The organism is Streptococcus parasanguinis (assembly GCF_901875555.1).
GTDB classification, from domain to species: domain Bacteria; phylum Bacillota; class Bacilli; order Lactobacillales; family Streptococcaceae; genus Streptococcus; species Streptococcus parasanguinis_H.
This window is the reverse complement of the sequence record NZ_CABFMD010000011.1, coordinates 18,358-41,663: the sequence shown is the minus strand read 5'-3', so window position 1 is coordinate 41,663 and position 23,306 is coordinate 18,358. Positions and strand designations below refer to the sequence as shown.

The window sequence follows — 23,306 nt, the reverse complement described above, 5'->3', positions numbered from 1 at the left end:
CTCCTTAATCAAACATATTACCGATCAAATTTTTCATTCGGTCTGTGAATGTAGTTTTTGGTTCTTGTTTGTGATCATTGCTTGCTGCTGGAATTTCTTGTGCATCCACTGGAGATTCAATCTTCTCAGCATTGTATGCAGGTACTACCGGTTGTGCTGGAGCAGCAGGTTGTGGTTGTACTTGTGGTTGCACAGGACGATCAAATTGAATCGGTTGTTGACGCAAGACTTCGTCTCCATGAACCGCAGCTTGAGCAATAATATCCACGTCTGTCAAATTGCCTGCATATTCAGACAAACTAATCACATGGGCAAAAGCTGGATTGCGAATTCCAATTTGATTTGGCACAAACAATTTCACATTTACACCAAAGACTTCTTGAGCCAATTCTTCAACACCAGGAAGGATTGCGCCTCCACCGATAATCACAATACCACCAGGAAGATCCAACAAATGTCTTCTCTCAAGGTCTTGCTTAATTTGCTCAAAGATGTGTTTGATGCGTGCTGAAATGATTTCAGCTAAGTACTTCTCAGTCACTTCAACTGGCTCAACTTCACCAATAACTTCTACATGGAATACTTCGTTTCCAGCAGATGGCACATAGGCTTCACCGTAGTTGAACTTCAAGCCTTCTGCCAATTTTTGAGAAGTCTTCAAAACTTTAGAAATATCTTTGGTAACGTAATCGCCACCTTCTTGATAGATATTTGTAAATTGAAGTTCTTGGCTACGAACAGATGCCACCGTTGTTTGGCCACCACCCATATCAATGACTGTTGCTCCGAATTCACGTTCGCCTTCGTTCAAGACTGTTTTGATCATCGCAAGTGGGGAAATAATGATGTTTTCTACTTGTAAGCCTGCACGTTCAACTGTTTTACGCAAATTGTGCAAGATTGTACGAGGTCCTGTATAAAGAAGGCCACGCATTTCAAGTCGAATTCCCATCATTCCACGTGGATCGCGGATTCCTTGGAAACCATCTACTGTGAATTCTTCAGGAATGAAGGTGATTACTTCACGATCCGGTGTCATGCTTTTTGTGAGTGCAGATTTGACAACATTTTCAACATCTGCATCTGTGATTTCTTTTGAATCACTTGTGACTGGAATCATTCCTTGAGTTGCTTCGATTTGTAGTAAGTTTGCAGGCAACCCAACATTGACTAGATTGATGGAAATCCCTGCTTTTTCTTCAGCTTGGCTGATTGCAGTTTTAATTGCATTTGAAGCAGCTTCGATATCTACTATAATTCCATCTTTGACGCCAGCACTTTTTGCATTGCTGACTCCAATTACATTCATTTCTCCATTGACATGTTCTGCCACCAATACTTTTATTGAACTAGTACCGATATCTAAACCTGTAAAAAAGCCGTCTCTAGCCATTACACCAGTCCTCTCTCTTTATTTGTTTTCACTTTACATCTATTTATAGCCCTTTTAGTTGGAACTATCCAAACTTCATTATATCACAAAGAAGCCTAAAATGGACATTTTTTCTTCAATTATTTGAGATAATTTATGGGCTTTGCTCATTCCCAGAAGAATTTTCTCTTTCTGGATTCTGTTCTTGGCTTGCTTCCTCAGAATGTTCTTCTTGCTTTTCTGTACTTTCAGCCTTTTCTTTTTCAGCTTGCTCTTTGGCATCTGCGATGGATTGTTCACTATAGCTGAAGACTCCAGCCTCCATATCAATGGTGGAATCATCGTCTAATTGCTTACTAATAGCTTTATAATAAGGAAGCTTGCGGGTAATTTGGGAAACAGGGACCAAGATTTTATTACCATTTTTCATGGTCAAAGTGACCAGATCCTTGGTAACTTTACTTGGGGTTAAATCAACCGAAACAATTTTATCCGTAATAGAAGACGAAATGGATTTCATTTCTTGGACGAATTGTCTGACTAATTCCCTATTTGAGAATTTCAAGCTAATATAGGAGGATGGTAAGTCCGAAGCAGGCGTTACTGTCTCAACTACTTCTCCATTTTCCAATACTGGATAGTGGTCTTCTCCCGTCACATAATAAGCAACCACTTTGTGTTCCACTACATTAACTTTAAAGGTCACTGGAAATTGATAATGCATGTGCACTTCTTTGATCCATGGACTAGCTGTTTTTATGTTTTGTTCATAGACCGACTTATGAAGGAAGGTCGTCAGAGTATAATCTTCTTCTTTAATACGGCTTTTTTCATACAATTTTTGCTGGTCAACCGCTTTATTCCCTGAAAATTCAATCACTTTCTGTGTAGACAAGGGACTTAAAAAATAGATCGAGAGAAGGGCGACAATCGAGCTGATTCCGATAACCGGAAGGGCACGATAGATATGGCGTTTTGCCACTGTTGGTTCCTTCTTTATTTTTTTCGTCTTTAAGCGTTCAAAAAACGAAGGCTTTTTCTCTTGCTTCTCTGAAGGATCTAGCTCCTCTACAGCCGGACCGTTCTCTTCTCTTTCTGAACTTTCTCCATCCGCATCTGGATCCTCTTCGACCTCAGATTCATTTTCCTCTTCAGAATCTTCTATTTCTTCTTCAGATTCTTCCTCTGAGATAGAAGCCGATTCATTTTCTGAAAGATCTTCGTCTTCTTGTGCTTCTTTGCTTTCAGTTTCCTCTGTTTCAGCTTCTTCCGCTTTTTCAAGCGCCTTTTTTTCTAAATATTCTTTGTTTCTTTTTTGCCAGGCTGACAATTCTGTAATTTTGTCATCCGTTGGTGTTTTTTTATCGTCCGTCATCTTTTCCCTTACTGATATCTTTTTGAAGCAGGCCATAAAAATCGTCTAGTGAAAGGAGTTCTGTCGATTTTTCCATTGCTTGGTGGTAGACTTGACTCTGCTTCAACATTTCTTGAATGGTTTCATTAAAGGTTTCGAGGGTCAATTGATCTTCCTGCAATTGCTCTGCATAACCTTTATCCACAAAATATTGGGCATTTTCAATCTGATCGCCACGACTGGCTTCTTTTCCAAGTGGTACAATCAAATGGAGTTTATTCATAGCCAAGAGTTCAAATAAGGTATTGGCCCCGCCTCTTGTCACCACTAAATCCGCCTTTTGGAGCATGGGCAAATACTGATCGGTTACATAATCCACTCGATACAAGCCACCCTCAGCCTGATTCAATGTTGAATCGCCCGTCAAATTGATGATATTGTAGTGCTGCAAGAGCTCTGCTTGATGCTCTGTCACAAATTCATTAAAGACACGCGCACCGGCTGATCCTCCGACAAAGAGAAGGGTCGGCAACTCTTTTCGGAAACCTTTTGTTTTTTCTTCTAAAACTTGGGAAGTTGCCGGAATATGATCTGTGACCTTGGTTACCGCACCGATATGCTCACTCTTTGTCAAACCATGTGCTTGCTCAAAAGTCGTGTACATCTTGGTAGCAAATTTATAAGCAATTTTATTGGCCAATCCCATAGACAGATCGGACTCATGGATATAAACAGGGACACGAGTAAGGCGAGCTGCAATTACTGGTGGTACGGAAACAAAGCCTCCTTTGGAAAAAAGAACTTGTGGACGTACACGAAGCATAATCGCAATGGATTGGAGAGTGCCCCAAGCCACTTTGAAGACATCCATCATATTTTGGAATGAGAAATAGCGACGCAATTTCCCGGTAGCAATCGAATGGAATCGTACCTCTAATCCAGACTTTTTGATCTCTTGGTATTCAATCCCTTTTTTGTCGCCTATGTAATGGACTTCCCATCCATCTTCGATAAATTTTGGAATTAAGAGAAGGTTAAGGGTCACATGCCCAACCGTACCTCCACCAGTAAACATTATTTTTTTCATCTTATTTCAAACCTTTTACTGTAGCAAGGAATTCATCCCCACGCACTTCAAAATTCGGATACATATCCCAGCTGGCATTGGCAGGACTTAGGAGAACAACATCTCCAGGACTCGCTAATTCGAAGGCTTTCTTTGTGGCATCAGCCACATTTGTCGCATCAGTATAAGTCACTCCCGCTTTATCAGCCGCCCGTTTCACTCGAGGTGCCGACTCGCCTAAAATCACCATTTCCTTCAAGCCGGTAATATCCGGCACTAAGTCGTCAAACTCATTGCCACGATCGAGCCCCCCTGCAATCAAGATAACCTTGCTGTTATCAAAACCAGAAAGAGCTTTTTGTGTCGCTAAAATATTGGTCGATTTACTGTCATTGTAGAATTTGACACCTTGAATCTCATCCACATATTGAAGACGGTGTTTGACACCCCCGAAGGCTGACAAGGTTTCTCTAATAACTTCATTCTCTACTCCCCGAACTTTTGCAACAGCAATCGTTGCCAAGGCATTTTCTACATTGTGGCTTCCTGGAACCCCCAGTTCATCCGCACGCATGACAGCTTCTCCCTTAAACTTGAGAAGTCCATCTTCCAAATAAGCACCGTCCACTTTTTCGATTGTAGAAAATGGAAGGACCCTTGCCTTGGTTTTGGTCGCCAATTCCTTAGCCAGGTCTTGGTTGAAGTTTAATACAATGACATCTTTTTCTATCATATTCTTTTGAAGATTCCATTTGGCAGCTACATAATTTTCAAAAGAACCATGGTAGTCGATATGGGTTGGCATGAGGTTGGTAATGACCGCAATCTCTGGATGGAAGGCTTCAATGCCCATCAATTGGAAAGAAGACAATTCCATGACCAGAACATCCTTTTCTGTTGCCGTTTGGGCAACTTGACTAGCTGGAAATCCAATATTTCCAGACAATAAGCCACCTTGACCAGCTGCTGTTAAAACTTCTCCAATCATGGTTGTCGTCGTCGTTTTTCCGTTTGATCCTGTAATCCCAATAATTGGTGCATCCGAAATCAGATAGGCCAATTCCACTTCAGTAAGGACTGGAATACCCTTTTCAAGTGCTTTTTCGACCATCGGATTCGTATAAGGAATTCCAGGATTTTTGACCATAACTGCAAAGTCTTCATCCAACAACTCCAGAGGGTGACCTCCTGTCACAACTTTAATCCCTTCTTCCAGTAAACTTTGTGCTGCTGGATTTTCTTCAAAAGGTTTGCCATCATTGACGGTCACAATCGCTCCTAAGCGATCCAACAAACGGGCAGCTGACTCACCTGACTTAGCCAAACCTAATACAAGAACCTTTTTATTTTCAAATTGTTTCACAAATTTCATGATTTCTTCGCTCCATTTTTATCACTCTCTATTTTACCTTTTTTTAGCAAAATTAAAAAGCCCAAAGGGCTTTAAAAATCACGTCACCGTTTATTTTTTCTGTTTGGTCGTCATTTTGGAAATATCCACCAAAGCCAAGTAGCCAACAAAGGCAAGAAAGGCACCGACAAAAAACTCAGACGGTAGTTGGAATATCTGAAAAATGGCCAGACAAGTCAGTACGATAATGGAGACGATCAAGACCACCATTGTGACACTGTTTAAGGTACCACGAATACTCATTGGGGTCATAAAAAGGTAAAAAAGGAGAATCAAAATCCCTAAGATAAAATAGACCATTTTGTTTCTCCTTTCTTTTCGTATTATTCAGCAGCCGCTGATTTTTTCTTTTTATTTGCTTTTTCGCGTTCTGCTTTGTTCAAGATTTGTTTACGCAAACGGATAGATTCAGGTGTTACTTCCATGTACTCATCGTCGTTCAAGAACTCAAGAGATTCTTCCAAGGTCAAGATACGAGGAGTCTTGATAACCGCTGTTTGGTCCTTGGTAGCTGAACGAACGTTGGTCATTTGTTTTGCTTTCGTAATGTTGACAGTCAAGTCGTTCTCACGAGAGTTTTCTCCAATGATCATTCCTTCGTAAACTTCTGTACCTGGATTGACAAAGATCGTACCACGTTCTTCAATAGACATGATCGAGTATGTCGTTGCTTTTCCGTTATCGATGGAAACAAGAGCACCACGGTGACGTCCACCAATTTCTCCTGGAATCACTGGCAAGTATTGGTCAAAGGTGTGGTTCATGATTCCGTAACCACGTGTCATTGACAAGAACTCTGTTGAGTATCCAATCAACCCACGCGCTGGAACAAGGAAGACCAAACGAGTTTGACCGTTACCAGTTGCGATCATATCTAACATTTCACCTTTACGTTCAGAAAGGCTTTGGATAACTGATCCTTGGTATTCTTCTGGTGTGTCGATTTGCACGCGCTCAAATGGTTCACATTTGACACCATCAATTTCCTTGATAATAACTTCTGGACGAGACACTTGCAATTCGTATCCTTCACGACGCATGGTTTCGATCAAGATAGACAAGTGCAATTCCCCACGTCCTGAAACTGTCCATTTATCAGGTGAGTCCGTCGGGTCAACACGAAGAGAGACGTCTGTTTGCAATTCCGCTTGCAAGCGTTCTTCGACTTTACGAGAGGTTACCCATTTTCCTTCGCGACCAGCAAATGGTGAGTTATTCACCAAGAAGGTCATTTGAAGTGTGGGTTCATCGATGTGAAGGATTGGAAGAGCTTCAACTGCATCTGTCGGTGTGATCGTTTCTCCAACGAAGATATCTTCCATACCAGAGATAGCAATCAAGTCACCAGCTTTCGCTTCTTGAATCTCACGACGTTCCAAACCAAAGAAACCAAAGAGTTTGGTAACACGGAAGTTCTTAGTCGTTCCATCCAATTTAGAAAGGGTAACTTGGTCCCCAACTTTTACAGTACCACGGAAGACACGTCCGATACCGATCCGTCCAACGAAGTCGTTGTAATCAAGCAGGGATACTTGGAATTGAAGAGGCTCATCTGAGTTATCAACTGGAGCTGGGATGTGATCAATGATGGTATCAAAGATCGGTGCCATTGTGTGCTCTTGATCAGCTGGATCATCTGAAAGTGAAGAAGTTCCGTTGATTGCTGATGCATAAACAACTGGGAATTCCAATTGGTCGTCATCCGCACCCAATTCGATGAACAGTTCAAGAACTTCATCTACAACTTCTTCTGGACGAGCAGATGGTTTGTCGATTTTATTGACAACAACGATTGGCACAAGGTCTTGTTCCAAGGCTTTTTTCAATACGAAACGAGTCTGTGGCATAGTCCCTTCGTAAGCATCTACGACCAAAACAACACCGTCAACCATTTTCATGATCCGTTCCACTTCTCCACCGAAGTCCGCGTGTCCTGGTGTGTCCATGATATTGATTCGAGTTCCGTTATAAGCAACGGCTGTATTTTTAGCAAGGATAGTGATCCCACGTTCTTTTTCAAGATCGTTTGAGTCCATTGCACGTTCTTGCAATTCTTTACGTTCATCCAAGGTGTGCGATTGTTTCAACAATTCGTCTACCAAGGTTGTTTTCCCATGGTCAACGTGGGCAATGATCGCAACGTTACGAATATCTTCTCTTAATTTTGTCATGATTTCCTCTATATAATTTTAAATAATATTTCTAACTGAACAATTATACCACAGTCCTGTTTAAAAAACACAGTTCAGCTAGTTGTAAATGTTTTCAATAGAAAATCCACTTCTTCCCTTTTCTTTTCAAAAGCACCGACTTATGATAAGATAAGCTGGTATGCGATTAGATAAAATATTAGCCCAAGAAAAAGTTAGTCGAAAAGGCATGAAACAGGCTCTTCTAAAAAAAGAAATTTTGGTAGATGGACTTCCAGCTTATTCCCTTGCACAGAATGTTGATACAGGGTTGCAAGAGCTAATTTTCAAAGATAGAATAATCGAAGGATATGAGCACATCTACCTCATGCTCCATAAGCCAAATGGTGTCGTGACAGCAAGTAAGGACAAGGAACTGCTAACAGTCATGGACATACTACCTCAACATCTCCAGTCAGACCAACTCTATGCAATTGGTCGACTGGATCGAGATACGACGGGTCTTCTTCTCTTAACAGATAATGGGCCCCTTGGTTTTCAACTTCTTCATCCTCAATATCATGTGGATAAAACTTATCAAGTTGAAGTCAATGGACCGCTCTCATCAGAACATATCCAAAAGTTCAAAGATGGGATTATCTTTTTAGATGGAACTAGCTGTAAACCTGCTCAACTGGAGATTCAAGTTTCAAGCCCCAGTCTAAGCAGAGCCACCATCACCATCTCTGAAGGGAAGTTTCATCAGGTCAAGAAAATGTTCCTCTCTGTCGGTGTCAAGGTCACTGCCCTAAAGCGAATTCAGTTCGGGGATTTTACATTAGATGCAGAACTAGCAGAGGGTCAATACCGGCCTTTGAACCAAGATGAATTACAGATTGTTAAAAACTATCTAGAATACAATTGGTAATATAAAAAGAGAGTGGGACAGAAATCGGTAATTCGTTAGAATTCGATTTCGTCGTCCCCACTCAACCACTGCGTCTTGTTAGACAATCCAAAAACAATTAAGAGGCTGGGACTTTTGTCCCAGCCTCTTTTTATTTTAATTTATTCCTGAGAGTTGTGAGATAAATACTATACAGAAAACTACAGAAAGGAAAATCCCTATAATGGAGAGAATTATTTCTGTCGTATAGTCTAGTCCAGATTCTTTTTGATATAAACTAGCCAAGGCCAAACCTAAAACACCACAAATAATACTTAACACTGGAAATCCAAAGACAAACATGATAGATAGGATACTCAAAACAAGTGAGGCTTTATTCTTTTCTTGCATGTTCACAAACTCCCTTATAATTTATACCATAAAAAGTCAGTTATAAATAGAACTATTATATGGCAACTTTTTTACATCCTATTAACTGGACTTTACCTTACCATTCCAAGAATCAAGACCATAAGATAAGACATAAATGTCTGTATAACCTTTTTTCTTGAGATAGAGAGCCGCATTGGTTACACGCGAACTACGGCTATTCTCATAGAGCAAAATCGGTTTGTCTTTGCGCAAGGCCGCAAGGCTCAACTTCAACTGAGTAGAAGGAATGTTGCGCGCTCCTAAAATATGCTTTGCATGAAACTCAGCTGGCTCTCGCAAGTCAATCAACTGCCCTTTACGAATCAACTCTTCAAAAGCGGAATTGTCCACAAATTTAGCAGCTTTACGGATGCGGAAATAATTAAATGCCATCCATCCAACTACTCCTAAAATAGCCAACCAAACAATGATATTTCCCATCACTCTACCTCACTCTTTTTCAAAAATTCTAATTCTTGCTTGTGCTCTCTTCTTAAAACTGTTTCGGCTTCTAAATAATCGAGCCGCTCCATCAGGCCTGCATCATAAAGACGTTGAAGCTCAATTTTCATCAATTCGATGTCATAGAGGCGCTTCCCCACATAAATGATGATTCCAAAACGTTTTAAAAATTGTTGAACATCATACAGGTTTTTCATGTTCATTATTGTATCAAATTTAGAAAGGCTTTACAAGATTTTCAAGTAAATGATGACATTTTTCGATTTGTTTACGAATAAATAAGTATGATCAACTTTTATTTTTTTACCATCGGTACTTGTTTCGCCTCTTTTTTGGGACTAGTGGTCGATCGTTTCCCAAACCAATCCATTCTCACTCCTCGCAGTCATTGCGATCGCTGCCAGCACGTCCTTGGAGTTTGGGATCTCATCCCCATTATCTCGCAACTACTGCATCGTTTTCGCTGTCGCTATTGTCATCAGACCTACCCATTTTGGTACTGCCTTTTTGAGATCTGGAGTGGCCTGATCTTCTTAGCCTGTGCCAATGGTTTTCTTTCTCTGCCTCAACTTCTGACATTACTCGGATCTGCTGTTTTAGCCATCTATGACCTACGCTTTATGGAATACCCCTTGGTCATCTGGTGTTGTCTCCATGCCTTAGTCCTCTTTTTATCCGGTAGTAATCTCCTCATGCTGGTCTTTGTACTCCTTGCGATCGGTGCCCACTTTTTCTTTATTGGAATGGGAGCGGGGGATTTTCTCTTACTCGCCACCTTCTCACTCAGCTTTTCTTCTGCCAAGATCCTCATTCTCATCCAGATCGCATCTATCTTAGGCATTCTCTTCTTTGCCCTCAAAAAAGAAAGAGACCGGATTCCTTTTGTTCCCTGTCTCTTTCTCAGTTATCATGCTCTACTGCTGTTTACAATGTTTAGCAAATAAGCCTTCTTATTTTGCAGCTTTGGCTTCTAAATAATCTGCAATAGCTGCCACGTCCTTGTCTCCACGTCCGGAAACGTTGATGATGATGATCTTGTCTTTATCCAATTGTGGAGCACGTTTCACAGCTTCTGCAATGGCGTGTGAACTTTCGATGGCTGGGATGATCCCTTCTGTCTTACTGAGAAGAAGAAGAGCTTCTACTGCTTCATCATCTGTCGCTGCTACATATTCAACACGACCAGAATCTTTAAAGAAAGCATGCTCTGGACCAACCCCTGGGTAGTCCAAACCAGCAGAAATCGAGTAAACTGGCGCTACTTTTCCATCTTCTCCAAAGACAGCATAAGTCTTCATACCATCGACAACTCCTACAGTCCCTTTGGTCATGGTAGCGGCGTGCTGATCAGTATCCAAGCCATGACCAGCTGCTTCTACCCCAATCAAACCGACTTCCTCTTCTGCGACATATTCAGAAAAGGCACCGATGGCATTGGAGCCACCACCGACACAGGCAATCACATAGTCTGGCAAACGTCCTTCTTTTTCCAAGATTTGGCGTTTAGACTCTTCACTGATCACTTTTTGGAATTCATGCACAATAGTTGGGTAAGGGTGAGGTCCAACAGCAGAACCCAAAACGTAAAAGGCATCGAGGTCTGCCATCCATGCTCCAAAAGCAGCATCAACGGCGTCTTTCAAGGTCTTGGTTCCTGTTTCAACCGCATGAACGGTTGCCCCCATCATTTCCATACGGAAGACATTGAGACGTTGACGCTCCACGTCTTCTGCTCCCATGTAGACATCACAGGCCATGCCGAACTTAGCTGCGGCAGCTGCTGTAGCCACACCATGTTGACCAGCTCCTGTTTCAGCAATCACGCGCGTTTTGCCCATGTGTTTAGCCAAGAGGATTTGCCCCAAGACGTTATTCAATTTGTGCGAACCTAGGTGATTCAAGTCTTCGCGCTTCAAATAAATTTTTGCCCCACCTAAATGGTCTGTCAAACTTTCTGCAAAGTAGAGGGGCGTTTCACGACCAGAGTAATCTTTTAGGTAATGTTTGTATTCTGCGATAAATTCAGGATCATCTTTGTACTGTTCAAACGTTGCTTCTAATTGATCCAGCAAGTTTTGAATGGGTTCTGGTACGAAAGATCCACCAAATTGTCCGAAATAGCCTTTTGTTTCTGTCATGATTGTGTCCTCTTTTCTATATCTTCAATCCTGTTTATGATCTTTTTCTCTCGCTGACCCTTTGAGCTGCAGTCTCACTGGGTTCCTTTGAGATACAAAAAACCTCACACAGAAAAATCTGTATGAGGACGATTCGATACCGCGGTGCCACCTCAATTGTAGGAAGCTATTATTTTCCTACATCTCTAACCTGTCTAACAACAGGGTGCACGATAAGGTGTGCTCACCGAATTTTTATTGTTTCAAATTCATCATCATAAACGCATCAGCCCATTTCAAGATTCACCACTGCTTGTTCGCAATCACCACAAGCTCCCTGGAAGTGAGAAAAATCCCTACTTTTCTGATGTCTTGAAGCTATTATAGCTCCCGCTTCTGATTTTGTCAACAAAAATTTTAAAAAGCAACTTAAATGTTCGGATTTTACATTTCCCCATTTTTTACTAGCAATCGTGCTCTGCAATACTGAAATACTAGATAAGCCAAGTAAGCTCCTAAGGTATTGGTCCACAAATCATCTAGCTCAAAGACACGATTGGCATCAAACAAAAGATCTAAGAGCACTTGGCTGCATTCAATCCACAAGCTCATGAAAAAGCCGAAGAACAAGACCCGTTTGCGACTCCTCAACCAGGGCCATAGCCAGAGAAGTTGAAAGACCAGTGGGCTTAACAAAAAGACATTGGCTACGTTTTGGAGAATCACCTTGATCAGTTGGAGGACACTCGTGATCTGGCCGAGATTCATCAGCGAATTAAGAGGAATCAATAACACGACAATCCGTCCAAAACGTTGAATACCGGGTGTTTCCATACCTGGCTCAGGCTGTTGGGGCAAAAAACACATCAGACACAAGAGGAAAAAATAGAAGAAACTGCCACATAGTAACAGTTTTCTTCCTCTTTTCGTTGGTTCTGTATGATCCATTAGCCCTTGTCTAAGGTTGCGCATGTTCAACAATCGCTTTCTCCCGATCTCGTTTCATCGTATTGGAACGCAATTGGCCACAAGCCGCATCAATATCTGTCCCGTGTTCTTGGCGGACTACACAGTTGACACCATGTTTTTTCAAGGTATCATAGAAGGCCATCACCCGCTCTTTTGGACTACGACTGTATTGGTCGTGTTCCGTAACTGGGTTATAAGGAATCAAGTTGACATAAGACAATTTTTTGATATTCTTGAGCAATTCTGCTAATTCCAAGGCTTGCTCCACACCATCGTTGACTTCATTGAGCATGATATACTCAAAGGTCACCCGACGGTTGGTGGTCTCGATATAGTATTCAATCGCCGCAAACAATTTTTCAATTGGGAAAGCCCGGTTGATTTTCATAATACTTGAACGAAGTTCGTTGTTTGGCGCATGAAGAGACACTGCCAAATTGACCTGCACACCTTCATTTGCAAAGTCGCGAATTTTATGGGCCAAACCAGAAGTTGATACGGTAATATGACGAGCTCCAATCGCTAGTCCCTTGTCATCATTAACCGTCCGGATAAATTTCAAGACATTGTTGTAGTTATCAAATGGTTCTCCGATCCCCATGACAACGATATGGCTGACCCGTTCATCTTGGCCCCGTTCGTCAAAGTATTTTTGGACCAACATGATTTGGGATACGATTTCGCCATTGTTCAAATCGCGTTGTTTTTTGATCAAACCTGAAGCACAGAAGGTACAACCAATATTGCAACCTACCTGTGTGGTCACACAGACAGATAAACCATAGTGCTGGCGCATCAAGACCGTCTCAATCAGCATACCATCTGGCAATTCAAAAAGATACTTGACCGTACCATCTGCTGACTCTTGTACGATCCGTTGCTTGAGTGGGTTGACAACGAATTGATCATTTAACTTTGTAATTAAGTCCTTAGAAAGGTTGGTCATTTCTTCGAAAGACTGGACGCGTTTGCGATAGAGCCATTCCCAGATTTGGGCTGCTCGGAATTTCTTTTCGCCGTTTTCTAACGCCCAGTCAATCATTTCTTGGCGCGTTAAGCTATAGATGGATGGTTTCATTTTTTACTCCTCTTTCTGTCGAATCACAAAACGGTGTTTGGTATCTGGCTTGCTAGAGTTTTTGTTTTCACCAGATGATCTTGTTTTTTTCGAATTCTTTGATGGCTGGCTCTTGTCTCGTTCTCGTTTTTGGAAACGATCTCGTTGCTTACGATTGCGCGAACGTTTTTTGGGTTCTCTTTCTTCCGTATGAGTTTTTCTGCCTGGTGACTTTTTATCAAAGGAGGCACGATGAGGCTCCTTATTTTCAAGGACAAAATAAGCACAACCATAGCTACAATATTCCAATAGATAATCGTCTAGGCGACTCAGCTTATCCATCGTTGCGACATCGCGATCTTCCTTATAGAAGCCACGCAAACGTAATTGCTCGTTACTCCAATCACCAACAATATAATCGAACTTGGTTAAAATCTCAGAAAATCGTTGACCAAAAACGGTCGCATCAAATGCTTCCTTCTCATTTTGCAAGAGCTCAAAGGTGAGGTTTTCTGAAAGGATCTGGTCTCCCACCTGACGAAACACAGGTCCAGGAAATTTATTGTAATTATATAATTCGGGGTCAATCTCTTTTCGCATAGTGTTCCTTCATCAAAATCTATTTACTGTAACACTTTATTTTATCATAAATTTGATGACTTGCGTCAGATTTGACTAGAAAAGAGTTGAAATTCCTTTGACAGCAAAAAGAGACAAAGAAGGCAATCTTTGTCTCTATGAAGATTCATCGCCAGATGAAAGGGGCAAATAAAGTATGATTTTCGTATAGCTATTGGCCTTAGAATCAATCTCCATATGATAGGCTTCACCAAATTGGAGACGCAATCGTTGGTCCACATTTTTCAAGCCAACACCTCCTAAACGAAGAAGGGTTTGGTCTGTTGATCCGGATAAATCAAAGCCTTGTCCATTGTCAAAAATCGATACGCAGGCAGAGTCTCCACTGACTTCAGTTGTCACTCGAATAAGACCTGGCCGATCGATCTCTTTAATACCATGGTAAATCGCATTTTCCACTAAGGGTTGAAGCACTAATTTGGGGAGCTGATAATCACCCAACCGTTCATCTTCTATAATTTCATAATTGAGCTTTTCACCATAACGTTGTTTTTGAATAAAAAGATACTGGCGGACATGGTCAATTTCATCTCTCAGTAGGATTTGCTCCTGGCCTTGGTTGAGAGCCAGTCGAAAATATTGGGCCAGAGACTTGGTGATGTTAACCACGCGCCGACTATCATTAAACTCCGCCATCCAGACAATCGTATCCAAGGTATTGTAGAGAAAATGCGGATTAATCTGAGCCGAAAGTGCCCGCAGCTCGTAACGCCGTGCGTTCTGCTCCTCTTCCTTTACCTGTTGCATGAGGTTATCGATTTGGTCCAACATGGTATTAAACGCTTGAGCGAGGTCGACTAATTCTGGAGATCCTTTGGCTGTAGCCCTCAAGTGTGCATCTCCTGCTCCAATCCTCAAAATGATGGTCTGAAGGTCTCGTAAGGGTTTGATCCACAAACGCAAAACAAAGCCGATCCCTATTAAGCACATGAGCAAGGCCAGTAATCCTAGACCAATGAAAGAGTATAGGAGTTGCGACTGAAGCATCTGAAGTCCTTCAAGTGAAGCTACTCCAATCAAGGTCCAATCACTATCTGGAATCGGAACCTGATAGATAAAATTCTGTCCTCCTTTAGCATAGCCATCTGTCACAGCAATATAGGGCTGCATGGCCTGCATCTCTTGGCTGGAGGAATAGACCGCTTTTTTAGGATGGTAGACAAACTCATGCTTTTGATTGATGATAAAACTAAAACCTTGTTTTCCTAGCTGAAGGTGATCCAAATAAGCCTGAAGGCTATCATAGCCAATATCCAAGCGTACGACTCCGAGATTTTGGCCAGCCTGATCGACCACTTCTTGGGTAATAGAAACCACCCATTTTTCTTTTTCCGAGGTCAAGGATTCCTTTCGAGCTGGCGTCAAAACTGGCATGGCTCTTTCCTTAATTGCCTCTTGATACCAGCTTTCATTCATCATGTCTGATGAAGTCTGCATGCTGATTTTGGAATCCGTCGCAACCAGACGTCCATCCTTGGTCACCAAGACCGCAGAGACCAAGTCCGGATCCGTTTCAATCATCGTTCGCATCAAGTGCTGAACCGTTTCTTGATTCGCGCTCTTGTCTTGGGCAAATTGGCGAACAGCCTCTTCTTTACTAAGAACCGTCGTGGTTTGCTTTAATTTTTTTAGATAGGAAGTGATGAACTGACTACTTTGATCGATACTATTTCTGGTCGTCCGCTCCGTTAGCTGGCGAATGGTTCCTGAACTCGTTTGATAATAGAGACTACCGATGAGACCAAAAAGCAAGAGAATGAAGAGAAAAAAGTAGAGGACCAGCTGGATCAGCAAGGGATATCGTTTCATTCATGATCTCCTTTTTTGTACTGTCTTGGCGTCACCCCGACAACCTGCTTAAAGCGTTGAGAAAAATAGTTCATATCTTCAAAACCAACCTGATCGGCGATCTCATAAATCTTTAGATCTGTCGTGAGAAGCAAGAGTTGAGCCTTTTTCATTCGCTCTTGGATGAGATACTCTTGAAAAGGAAGTCCCAATTTTTTCTTGATCAATACACTTAGATACGAGGCACTGAAACCAAGTTGATAGGCTAAATCCTTTAGGGTTAACTGAGGATCTGCTAAACGAGCATGAATGGCTTCTTCCAACTCTGTTGAATAACCATGGCTGACCAAATCTTCGACTTGCACCTTCCTTCGCTCTTTGTCTAGCTTTCCTTTCACCTTGGCTAACATCTCTTCAATATCATCTTTTGAGAAAGGCTTCAGCAAATAATCATCTGCACCTAACTTGATGGCTTTCCTCGCAAACTCAAAGTCATCATAACCTGTCAAAAAAATGATATGACAAGATGGAGATTGCTCTTTAACGAGATGGGCCAGATCCAAGCCATTCATTTGTGGCATATTGATATCGGTTAGAAGGATGTCAGCTGGTTGCTCTTGAAACTTCTCCCAAGCCTCACGCCCATTTTCTGCCTGGTTAATGACGGTCATTCCAAACTGTTCATAGTCGACTAAGGAAGTCAGACCCTGCCGAATCAACTCTTCATCTTCCACAATCATGATCGCATACATGTCTTTCACCTACTTGTTTTTGCTATACTTATTATAGCAAATTATAGACTGAATTGTCTCATACATAGTCCAATAAATAACCGTAGCCCTTTTCTTTCATTTCTGCTTTGGGAATGAAGGTAATAGACAAACTATTGATACAATAGCGAAGACCTCCTTTTTCCTTGGGACCATCGGTAAAAACATGGCCTAGATGAGAATTTCCCACACGGCTCCGAACTTCTGTCCGAGTCATATTGAAACTCTTATCCTCCTTATAAATCGCCACATCAGGACTAATTGGCCGACTGAAACTTGGCCAACCACAGCCAGAATCAAATTTATCCTTAGAGGAAAAGAGGGGCTCACCGGTCACGACATCTACATAAATACCAGCATCAAATTGATCCCAGTAACGATTGGAGAAGGCTCGTTCGGTATCATTTTTTTGTGTCACTGCATACTCTTCGGGAGATAACTTCTTTTTGATCTCCTCATCACTCGGTTTAGAGTAGCGACTAGCATCAATCACTGGATAAGAAGCTTGATTGATATCGATATGACAGTACCCATTTGGATGTTTCTTTAGATAATCCTGGTGGTAGTCTTCAGCCTTAATGAAATTGGTCAGTGGCTCTTTTTCCACTGCTAACGGTTTGTCGTATTTTTTTGCTTCTTCTTCAAAAACTTGGTTAATGGTTGGAAGGTCTTCTTGGGAGACATAATAGACACCTGTTCGGTATTGAGTCCCTTGATCATTTCCTTGACGATTCTTCGATGTGGGGTCGATAATTCGGAAATAGTGCAGGAGCAATTCTTTCAGAGATACCTTCTTGACATTGTAAGTGATGTGAACTGTTTCAGCATGGCCTGTTTGAGGGACCAATTCATACTTGGTTGTATCTCCCTTCCCATTGGCGTAGCCTGATACAGCATCAATCACACCTGGAACACGGGAGAAATATTCCTCTACGCCCCAGAAGCAACCACCAGCCAAATAAATTTCGCGCTGATCCTTTGGATCAACCTTTTCATTTGTTTCCTTTTTGACTACTGGAGTCTGACTCATCGATGCTTTTTTAATCATCTCAGTGCTTGTTTCTGATTGATCCATTCCATTTGATCCCTTACTAAAGAAAAAGAAACCAATCGATAATAAGCCAATGAGAAGGATAGCAAACACTTTCCATTTTGTTTCCATTGTCTATCTCCTTACTGCATGTTCTCTAGGGTCTTGAGGATATCCTCTTTATTCATATAGCCAATATGACTCTTCGATAAAGTCCCATCACTATTGATAAAGAGTGCCGATGGATAAGACCGAATCCCATATTCTTTGAGTAGCTCTCCTTTATTATCCAGTAAGACCGGGAAATCCTTGTAATCCAAAGACTGATACCAGTTTTTGAAATCTGCTGCTAATTTTTCACCATTAAAGGTTGGAGCTACAACGGACAAAACCACGTAATCCTTACCTGCCTCTTCTTTTGCTAACTCATTGGTATCCTCTAATGTCGACAGGCAAATAGAGCACCAGGAAGCCCAAAATTTGAGGTAAACTTTCTTCCCTTTGTAATCAGATAAGCGGTAGGTCTTGCCATCCACTCCTTGCAGGCTAAACTCCTTCACTTTCTTGCCAGATGGTTGCCTAGCCCCAGCTTTGGCTGTTTGTTGGCTCATGTCCTTATTGGAAGTGGCCATTCCTTGGCTCGAACAAGCGCCCAGAAGTCCAGCGCATACAAATCCAGTAGCTACTAAAGCTAATTTTTTCATCATTATCACCTCTTTAAACAAGGAGAAAGTCATCCTCATATAACTTATAATGCAGACAAACTGTTTTTTAACATAAAACAACCTAAGTAGTGCTATAAACATAGAATGAGAAAGCATATTAGGTACATTGAAATACACACTGAAACTTTCCGCTGTGAGAAAAGTGTTAGGAACATAAATGTTTCTAACACCCGGGAGTTTTGGAACTTCAGGTCCAAAACTAAGTCATGGAACTTCTTCGAAGTTCGCTGACGTCCGTCCTCACCTAAGGAAAGTTTCTAAGATGACGTTGTCTTCAATCTGAGTCATCCTCAGATGACCTCTCTCTTCTTTCATTAGTTGTCTGATTTCATTTCCGATGAGTTGCTCTTATCCTCCTTCATACCAGAGTCGCTAGAGTTCATCTCATCTTTTTTCATATCGTCTTTCATTTCAGAACTGCTATCGGACATCATAGATGAATCTTTCTTGTCCTCTTTTTTCATTTTATCATCGGACATGGACGAATCCTTCATGTCATCCTTCTTCATATCGTCCTTCTTCATCATGCTACTATTGTCCATTTTTTTCATATCTGAATCTGATTTCTGTCCAGAACAAGCTGCTAAAGTGACGATGCTAAGTGTAGCAATGGAAAGTGCAAGAATTTTTTTCATGATTTTTCTCCTTTAATCATTTAAGATTAGTGAAACAGGGATGCGAGGCTATTAAGATTTCCCAGCATCAGCAAGATACCCATCAAGATGATGAGGGCACCACCAATTTTTTTCAAGGTTCCCATGTGGGGCTTGAGTTTAGCAAAATGTTGTAGAACCCAGCTAGAAGCCAGAGCCAAGACTAAGAAGGGGAGCGCCAAGCCTAATGTATAGACCAGCATCAGGAAAGCGCCTTGTAATGCACCATCTCCTCCAGAAGCGGCAATGGCTAGAACAGAACTCAGAACTGGTCCGACACAAGGGGTCCAACCAAAACTGAAGGTGACCCCTATCAGAAAAGCATTGAAGAATTCATTGCGCTCCCGATTCTTTTTGAGTTGGAGGGTCTTTTGCTTTTGGAGTTGTCTCAGATTGATCACTTCCATTTGGTGAATCCCTAAGAGGATCACAATCCCTCCTAGTAGGTAACGGAACCAGGGAGCATAGAGTACCTGACCAAGGGCACCTGCACCATAACCTAGAATCAGGAAAACAGTTGATAGACCTGCGATAAAACAAAGAGTCTTCACCAAGCCATACCAAGAAATTTCTCTTCCAAAAATCCGAACAGTTTTCACACGTTCAGAATCCAATAGAATCCCTACATAGACTGGCATCAGTGGCAAAATACATGGGGAGAAAAAGGATAGAACTCCCGCTAAGAATACTGAAATGGAAAACAAACTGGTTTGAATCATTTCACTACCTCCCTTTCTTTCTGATACCAGTATAAAGAAAAAATCCCTCTAAAAATAGAGAGATTGATAAGCAAAAACTTGAATTTGATTAGAAGGTGATTAATTCTTTGGATGGGCCTTTATCCACGCTACGAACTCGTCATACGAGTGAATTTGTGTTTTCTCTCCGCTTGTTTCGTCTGTGGCATACAATTCCATGACTTCTTGACCTTCCGGCGCAAACCAATGAATGATTTTATCAAACCATTCGCGTTCATTGTATTGTTTCGGACGGAAATAAATTCGATTTAGATAGTTTATATTTTTTTCTACTTCTGGAAATAATTTAGCAAAGTTAGATCCACTAACATTAATTTTAGATGGTTCATCATTCATCGGGTATATAAAATTTTTAGATAGTGAAAGATGATATTTTGCTAGATTATCATTAATTTGCTCAGATATTCCTCCCCTATCCCAATCATATTTTTGACTAAAATAAAGTCGTTGTTCTTTGTCGATTTTCTCCATTTCACTTTCAGAAATATCTTTATATTTCTTTCCGCTAGCAGAAACTAATACCGATCTAATATCATGACCTGTTATATCGTACCTATTTAGTTTCTCCAAATCCAGTGTTAGGTAATCATCGTCATTTTGTAAATACCTATAAGGAAAATTATGAACAGAACGGTATAAATTATTTTTCCCAAGTAATTCATATAAATTAAATTTAACAATTTTTTCTTTATCATGTACACTATAACTATTAATTTGAAAATATTCTTCATTACCAATTGGTGGAGTTTTTTCAAAATTAGTAGTATCAAGTGTATGCGAAGAAAAAGTTGTAATATAATTCTGACCAAATAAAATAACACCGTCTAAATAGTTATCTACAGCTACAAAAACAAATTTATCATTGTCCAATAATTTTATTTCCCTAATTTTTGAAGGAGTTTCATTTCTATAAATTTTCTCTGAGGAATTTTTATATTTTAAAAATATTATACTACCAATAACAAGTATAATTAGGAATATGAGCAACCTAGCCTTATTTTTATTTCGCATTATGCGTTTCTCCTATTTTTCTTTTACTTCACATCACCAAATACCTTTTTCAAAGCCTACTCCTTTTCATTTGATAACTGTTGATAATCGAATAGATATAACAAACTTGAAATGATTGCTAGCACACTAGTTAAAGACGATACAAAAGGAACGAAACCAACTATAGAAGCAACGAAGAGAATTTTATGACTTTTCTTATTTACTTTTGGATTTTCATTATAGTTGGCCATTGCAAGTATAGAGATAACAAGATACAAGAGACTGATTGTATTGATTATCAATCCCCAATCGCCTTTCTCAACCAGCTCAGGAACAGCATGAACGAAAGTCCACTCCCACCGTTGAAAAGAGGCATAGCTGATTACGATCGCTCCTAAAATCCCAATAATCCCATTCATTAGCAACATATTATACGATTTCATAAACTCATCACTTTCTTGATCCATAATCCTTCATAAAAATGAGAAATTTATTCTCCCTCACTTTATCACTTGTCCAGTAGACTACTCTACTTTTTCTTCAAATAATCAATAGCGTCTTGAAGGGTTTTGACGGGTACGATTTTCATCTTCGAATGGATTTGTTTCGCTGCATCTTTAGCGGTTTCATAGTTTGATTTAGCCTTTGGATTAGCTTTCTTTTCTTCTTTGGAAACAGGGTTATTAGGGGCAAAGAAAATTTCTGCTCCTTCTTTATCGGCTGCGACGACTTTCTTGTCAATCCCACCGATATCGCCAATCGTTCCATCTTGGTTAATGGTTCCTGTCCCTGCAATATGGCGTCCCTGACGAAGATCTGGATCCGCTACTTGGGTGTAGATGGCTAGGCTAAACATCATACCGGCACTTGGGCCACCGATGCCAGCTGTCGCAAACTGGACAGGAACATCGCCTTTGGCTTCCGTCCGGTCGATCAGGCTAATCCCGATTCCGTTTTTCCCGTTGGTTAATTTGATGATCTTCCCATCCGCGGTCTTGGTTTGTCCATCCTCAATATAGGTCACCGAAACAGGATCGCCAATTTTTTGAGACCCAACATAGTCAATCAATTCTTTGGAACTCTTAAAGGTCTTGCCATTCACTCCGGTTACGGTATCCGCAATATTCAAGACTCCTTTAAAGGTCGAGTCATCTGCCACCTGCATGACGTAAACACCAAGAAAGTCCATCTGGGTTTCTTTGCCAGCTGTCTTCAATCCTTGGTAGATGGCCATATTTTGCGAGGTTTCCATATAAAATTGGTTGATTCGCGTGAATTCTTGACTCGAACTACCACCGGTCATATCCTTGGCAGAGTAGATATCTGTAAAAGGTGTCGCCCAAGCATAGATCAAATCAGCCGGAGTTGCTTCTTTTACTGCTACGGTCACAAAATCATAGGTTCCTGACTTGGTATCCGCTTTTCCATCGACGGTCATGACTGTCCGAATGTCTTCGGCCGTGCCCGGCATCTCAATATAATAGGGAAGGCGAATCACAAAAGCAGCTAGCAAGAGGAGCAAGAAAAGAACTCCTGCAATCGGCCATCGGTATTCTTTTAACCGTCCTTTTTTCTTTTTAGGGGTCAAGCTTGGTTTATTCGCTTGCGTCATCTTTGATTTCCTCCATTACACTCTCTGGTACATACGGTGAGATATCCTGCTGAAAAGCCAGCAACTCTCGAATACGGGTGGAACTAATGGCCTGATAAGGAGGCTGGGCATAGAGATACATGGTCTCCAATTCAGGTGCCAACTGGTGATTAAAATAATCCATATTGGCTTCGTAAACCAAATCCTGTGCATTGCGCAAGCCTCGGATCAAGGTGAAGACACCAAGATTGCGCGCCACTGTCACAGCCAATTCTTGAGTTGACGTCACAATTTCAACATTTTCCAAATGAGCCAAGGCCCCTTTCACCATGCGCACGCGCTGCTCAATGGAAAAGAGCCCGACTTTTTCCGAATTATAAAAAATTCCGACATAGACACGGTCAAACAAGCGACTAGCCCGCTCGATCAATTGCACATGCCCAATGGTAATCGGATCAAACGATCCTGTAAACAATCCAGTTCTATCTGACATATACTGTTACCTTACTAATTCCATAGATTTTTTCTTTCCAGATTCCCACTTGTCCGATTTCCTCAGGAAGTTCTACATGTTTATCGGTTTCGCACACAATTAGGATATCCTCTGACAAGAGTTGACGCTCGCACAAGGTTTCGATATCGCGGACAATCTCTTCCTTGGCATAAGGAGGGTCCAAAAACACCAAATCAAAGGTGCCCGTTAGAAGCCCCAAGGCTTGCTTGGCCTCCATTTTTAGCAGTTGAAACCGTTCCTTTTCCTTGGTCATGGCAATATTAGCTGCCACAATTTCCTGCGCTCGACGATCTCTTTCCACTAGAACGGCCTCTGACATGCCTCGAGAGACTGCCTCGATAGAAAGGCCACCACTGCCTGCATAGAGATCCAGCACTCTTCCACCATCAAAGTAAGGACCAATCATATTGAACATGGCCCCTCTGACCTTATCCGAAGTCGGCCTGGTTGTTTTTCCTTCAAGTGTTTTGAGGGGACGTCCCCCATAGGTTCCAGATACTATTTTCATAGGGACCATTATACCAAAAAAAATCAGAAAATTGCGATTTAATATGGTCAAGCGACATATAAAAGAGCCGAGCGCTTTGCTCGAC

At 41.3% G+C, this 23,306-nt stretch carries 26 protein-coding genes and 1 other annotated feature; of the genes, 2 read left to right on the top strand and 24 right to left on the bottom strand.

Features of this window, described 5'->3' with window-relative positions:
• Window positions 1–4 precede the first annotated feature (4 nt).
• From ftsA to typA, 6 genes are all read right to left on the bottom strand, one after another.
• The gene (gene ftsA, locus JX304_RS02930) at window positions 5–1,393 is read right to left on the bottom strand and encodes a cell division protein FtsA (protein WP_205011186.1); all 1,389 of its coding nucleotides are present in this window, start codon (window positions 1,391–1,393) and stop codon (window positions 5–7) included.
• A gap of 133 nt (window positions 1,394–1,526) precedes the next feature.
• Window positions 1,527–2,747, bottom strand: a complete 1,221-nt coding sequence (locus JX304_RS02925; RefSeq protein WP_205011185.1) for a cell division protein FtsQ/DivIB — start codon at window positions 2,745–2,747, stop codon at window positions 1,527–1,529.
• On the bottom strand, window positions 2,734–3,813 hold the full coding sequence (locus JX304_RS02920; RefSeq protein WP_205011184.1) for a UDP-N-acetylglucosamine--N-acetylmuramyl-(pentapeptide) pyrophosphoryl-undecaprenol N-acetylglucosamine transferase: 1,080 nt from the start codon (window positions 3,811–3,813) through the stop codon (window positions 2,734–2,736). Before JX304_RS02920 ends, JX304_RS02925 begins: the two co-directional genes overlap by 14 nt.
• A gap of 1 nt (window position 3,814) precedes the next feature.
• Complete coding sequence (gene murD / locus JX304_RS02915; RefSeq protein WP_205011183.1) at window positions 3,815–5,164, bottom strand: UDP-N-acetylmuramoyl-L-alanine--D-glutamate ligase; 1,350 nt, start codon at window positions 5,162–5,164, stop codon at window positions 3,815–3,817.
• Between the two features lie 90 nt (window positions 5,165–5,254).
• Window positions 5,255–5,503: a DUF3165 family protein gene (locus JX304_RS02910; RefSeq protein WP_205011182.1), complete on the bottom strand. Its 249-nt coding sequence runs from the start codon at window positions 5,501–5,503 to the stop codon at window positions 5,255–5,257.
• 23 nt (window positions 5,504–5,526) lie between these two features.
• Entirely contained in the window at window positions 5,527–7,374 is a 1,848-nt protein-coding gene (gene typA, locus JX304_RS02905; RefSeq protein WP_003011633.1) for a translational GTPase TypA, read from the bottom strand.
• 160 nt (window positions 7,375–7,534) lie between these two features.
• On the opposite strand from typA, the gene JX304_RS02900 reads away from it, so the two are divergent.
• On the top strand, window positions 7,535–8,260 hold the full coding sequence (locus JX304_RS02900; RefSeq protein WP_205011181.1) for a pseudouridine synthase: 726 nt from the start codon (window positions 7,535–7,537) through the stop codon (window positions 8,258–8,260).
• 135 nt (window positions 8,261–8,395) lie between these two features.
• Here JX304_RS02900 and JX304_RS02895 read toward each other — a convergent pair whose 3' ends face one another.
• The 3 genes from JX304_RS02895 to JX304_RS02885 form a co-directional block, all read right to left on the bottom strand.
• Window positions 8,396–8,629, bottom strand: a complete 234-nt coding sequence (locus JX304_RS02895) for a hypothetical protein (protein WP_205011180.1) — start codon at window positions 8,627–8,629, stop codon at window positions 8,396–8,398.
• A gap of 81 nt (window positions 8,630–8,710) precedes the next feature.
• Window positions 8,711–9,091, bottom strand: coding sequence for a rhodanese-like domain-containing protein (locus tag JX304_RS02890; protein WP_205011179.1), 381 nt, complete (start codon window positions 9,089–9,091; stop codon window positions 8,711–8,713).
• Window positions 9,091–9,309 carry a YqgQ family protein gene (locus JX304_RS02885; RefSeq protein ID WP_037599246.1) on the bottom strand — a complete coding sequence of 73 codons (219 nt, stop codon included), beginning with the start codon at window positions 9,307–9,309 and terminating at the stop codon, window positions 9,091–9,093. Before JX304_RS02885 ends, JX304_RS02890 begins: the two co-directional genes overlap by 1 nt.
• An 87-nt stretch (window positions 9,310–9,396) precedes the next feature.
• Here JX304_RS02885 and JX304_RS02880 point away from each other — a divergent pair, with 87 nt between their 5' ends.
• Window positions 9,397–10,056 carry a prepilin peptidase gene (locus JX304_RS02880; RefSeq protein ID WP_205011178.1) on the top strand — a complete coding sequence of 220 codons (660 nt, stop codon included), beginning with the start codon at window positions 9,397–9,399 and terminating at the stop codon, window positions 10,054–10,056.
• 6 nt (window positions 10,057–10,062) lie between these two features.
• Here JX304_RS02880 and trpB read toward each other — a convergent pair whose 3' ends face one another.
• The 15 genes from trpB to rsmD all read right to left on the bottom strand — a co-directional run bounded on the left by trpB (window position 10,063) and on the right by rsmD (window position 23,230).
• Window positions 10,063–11,250 (bottom strand): tryptophan synthase subunit beta, encoded by a 1,188-nt coding sequence (trpB, locus tag JX304_RS02875; RefSeq protein ID WP_205011177.1) that lies wholly within the window; start codon window positions 11,248–11,250, stop codon window positions 10,063–10,065.
• A 121-nt stretch (window positions 11,251–11,371) separates the two neighbouring features.
• Window positions 11,372–11,606: a binding site (T-box leader), on the bottom strand.
• A gap of 67 nt (window positions 11,607–11,673) precedes the next feature.
• The gene (locus JX304_RS02870) at window positions 11,674–12,201 is read right to left on the bottom strand and encodes a VanZ family protein (RefSeq protein ID WP_205011429.1); all 528 of its coding nucleotides are present in this window, start codon (window positions 12,199–12,201) and stop codon (window positions 11,674–11,676) included.
• A complete protein-coding gene (rlmN, locus tag JX304_RS02865; protein ID WP_205011176.1) occupies window positions 12,188–13,276 on the bottom strand; it encodes a 23S rRNA (adenine(2503)-C(2))-methyltransferase RlmN in 1,089 nt (362 codons plus the stop codon). The genes JX304_RS02870 and rlmN overlap by 14 nt, the downstream gene beginning before the upstream one ends.
• Window positions 13,277–13,279: 3 nt before the next feature.
• Window positions 13,280–13,855 carry a YutD family protein gene (locus JX304_RS02860; RefSeq protein WP_205011175.1) on the bottom strand — a complete coding sequence of 192 codons (576 nt, stop codon included), beginning with the start codon at window positions 13,853–13,855 and terminating at the stop codon, window positions 13,280–13,282.
• Between the two features lie 135 nt (window positions 13,856–13,990).
• Complete coding sequence (locus tag JX304_RS02855) at window positions 13,991–15,703, bottom strand: cache domain-containing sensor histidine kinase (protein WP_205011174.1); 1,713 nt, start codon at window positions 15,701–15,703, stop codon at window positions 13,991–13,993.
• Window positions 15,700–16,434, bottom strand: a complete 735-nt coding sequence (locus tag JX304_RS02850) for a response regulator transcription factor (RefSeq protein ID WP_205011173.1) — start codon at window positions 16,432–16,434, stop codon at window positions 15,700–15,702. The genes JX304_RS02855 and JX304_RS02850 overlap by 4 nt, the downstream gene beginning before the upstream one ends.
• 58 nt (window positions 16,435–16,492) lie before the next feature.
• Entirely contained in the window at window positions 16,493–17,614 is a 1,122-nt protein-coding gene (gene msrB / locus JX304_RS02845) for a peptide-methionine (R)-S-oxide reductase MsrB (RefSeq protein ID WP_205011172.1), read from the bottom strand.
• Window positions 17,615–17,625: 11 nt separating this feature from the next.
• The gene (locus tag JX304_RS02840) at window positions 17,626–18,186 is read right to left on the bottom strand and encodes a redoxin family protein (RefSeq protein WP_205011428.1); all 561 of its coding nucleotides are present in this window, start codon (window positions 18,184–18,186) and stop codon (window positions 17,626–17,628) included.
• Window positions 18,187–18,521: 335 nt separating this feature from the next.
• On the bottom strand, window positions 18,522–18,842 hold the full coding sequence (locus JX304_RS02835; RefSeq protein ID WP_205011171.1) for a hypothetical protein: 321 nt from the start codon (window positions 18,840–18,842) through the stop codon (window positions 18,522–18,524).
• A 26-nt stretch (window positions 18,843–18,868) separates the two neighbouring features.
• Entirely contained in the window at window positions 18,869–19,579 is a 711-nt protein-coding gene (gene ccdA2 / locus JX304_RS02830; protein WP_205011170.1) for a thiol-disulfide oxidoreductase-associated membrane protein CcdA2, read from the bottom strand.
• A gap of 99 nt (window positions 19,580–19,678) precedes the next feature.
• Entirely contained in the window at window positions 19,679–20,629 is a 951-nt protein-coding gene (locus JX304_RS02825) for a hypothetical protein (RefSeq protein ID WP_205011169.1), read from the bottom strand.
• Between the two features lie 56 nt (window positions 20,630–20,685).
• Window positions 20,686–21,075 (bottom strand): insulin activator factor, encoded by a 390-nt coding sequence (locus tag JX304_RS02820; protein ID WP_239649397.1) that lies wholly within the window; start codon window positions 21,073–21,075, stop codon window positions 20,686–20,688.
• 62 nt (window positions 21,076–21,137) lie between these two features.
• Window positions 21,138–22,220 (bottom strand): SepM family pheromone-processing serine protease, encoded by a 1,083-nt coding sequence (locus tag JX304_RS02815; RefSeq protein WP_205011168.1) that lies wholly within the window; start codon window positions 22,218–22,220, stop codon window positions 21,138–21,140.
• The gene (gene coaD / locus JX304_RS02810; RefSeq protein WP_205011167.1) at window positions 22,204–22,692 is read right to left on the bottom strand and encodes a pantetheine-phosphate adenylyltransferase; all 489 of its coding nucleotides are present in this window, start codon (window positions 22,690–22,692) and stop codon (window positions 22,204–22,206) included. The genes JX304_RS02815 and coaD overlap by 17 nt, the downstream gene beginning before the upstream one ends.
• Window positions 22,682–23,230 (bottom strand): 16S rRNA (guanine(966)-N(2))-methyltransferase RsmD, encoded by a 549-nt coding sequence (gene rsmD, locus JX304_RS02805; protein ID WP_314654058.1) that lies wholly within the window; start codon window positions 23,228–23,230, stop codon window positions 22,682–22,684. The genes coaD and rsmD overlap by 11 nt, the downstream gene beginning before the upstream one ends.
• Between the last annotated feature and the right edge of the window lie 76 nt (window positions 23,231–23,306).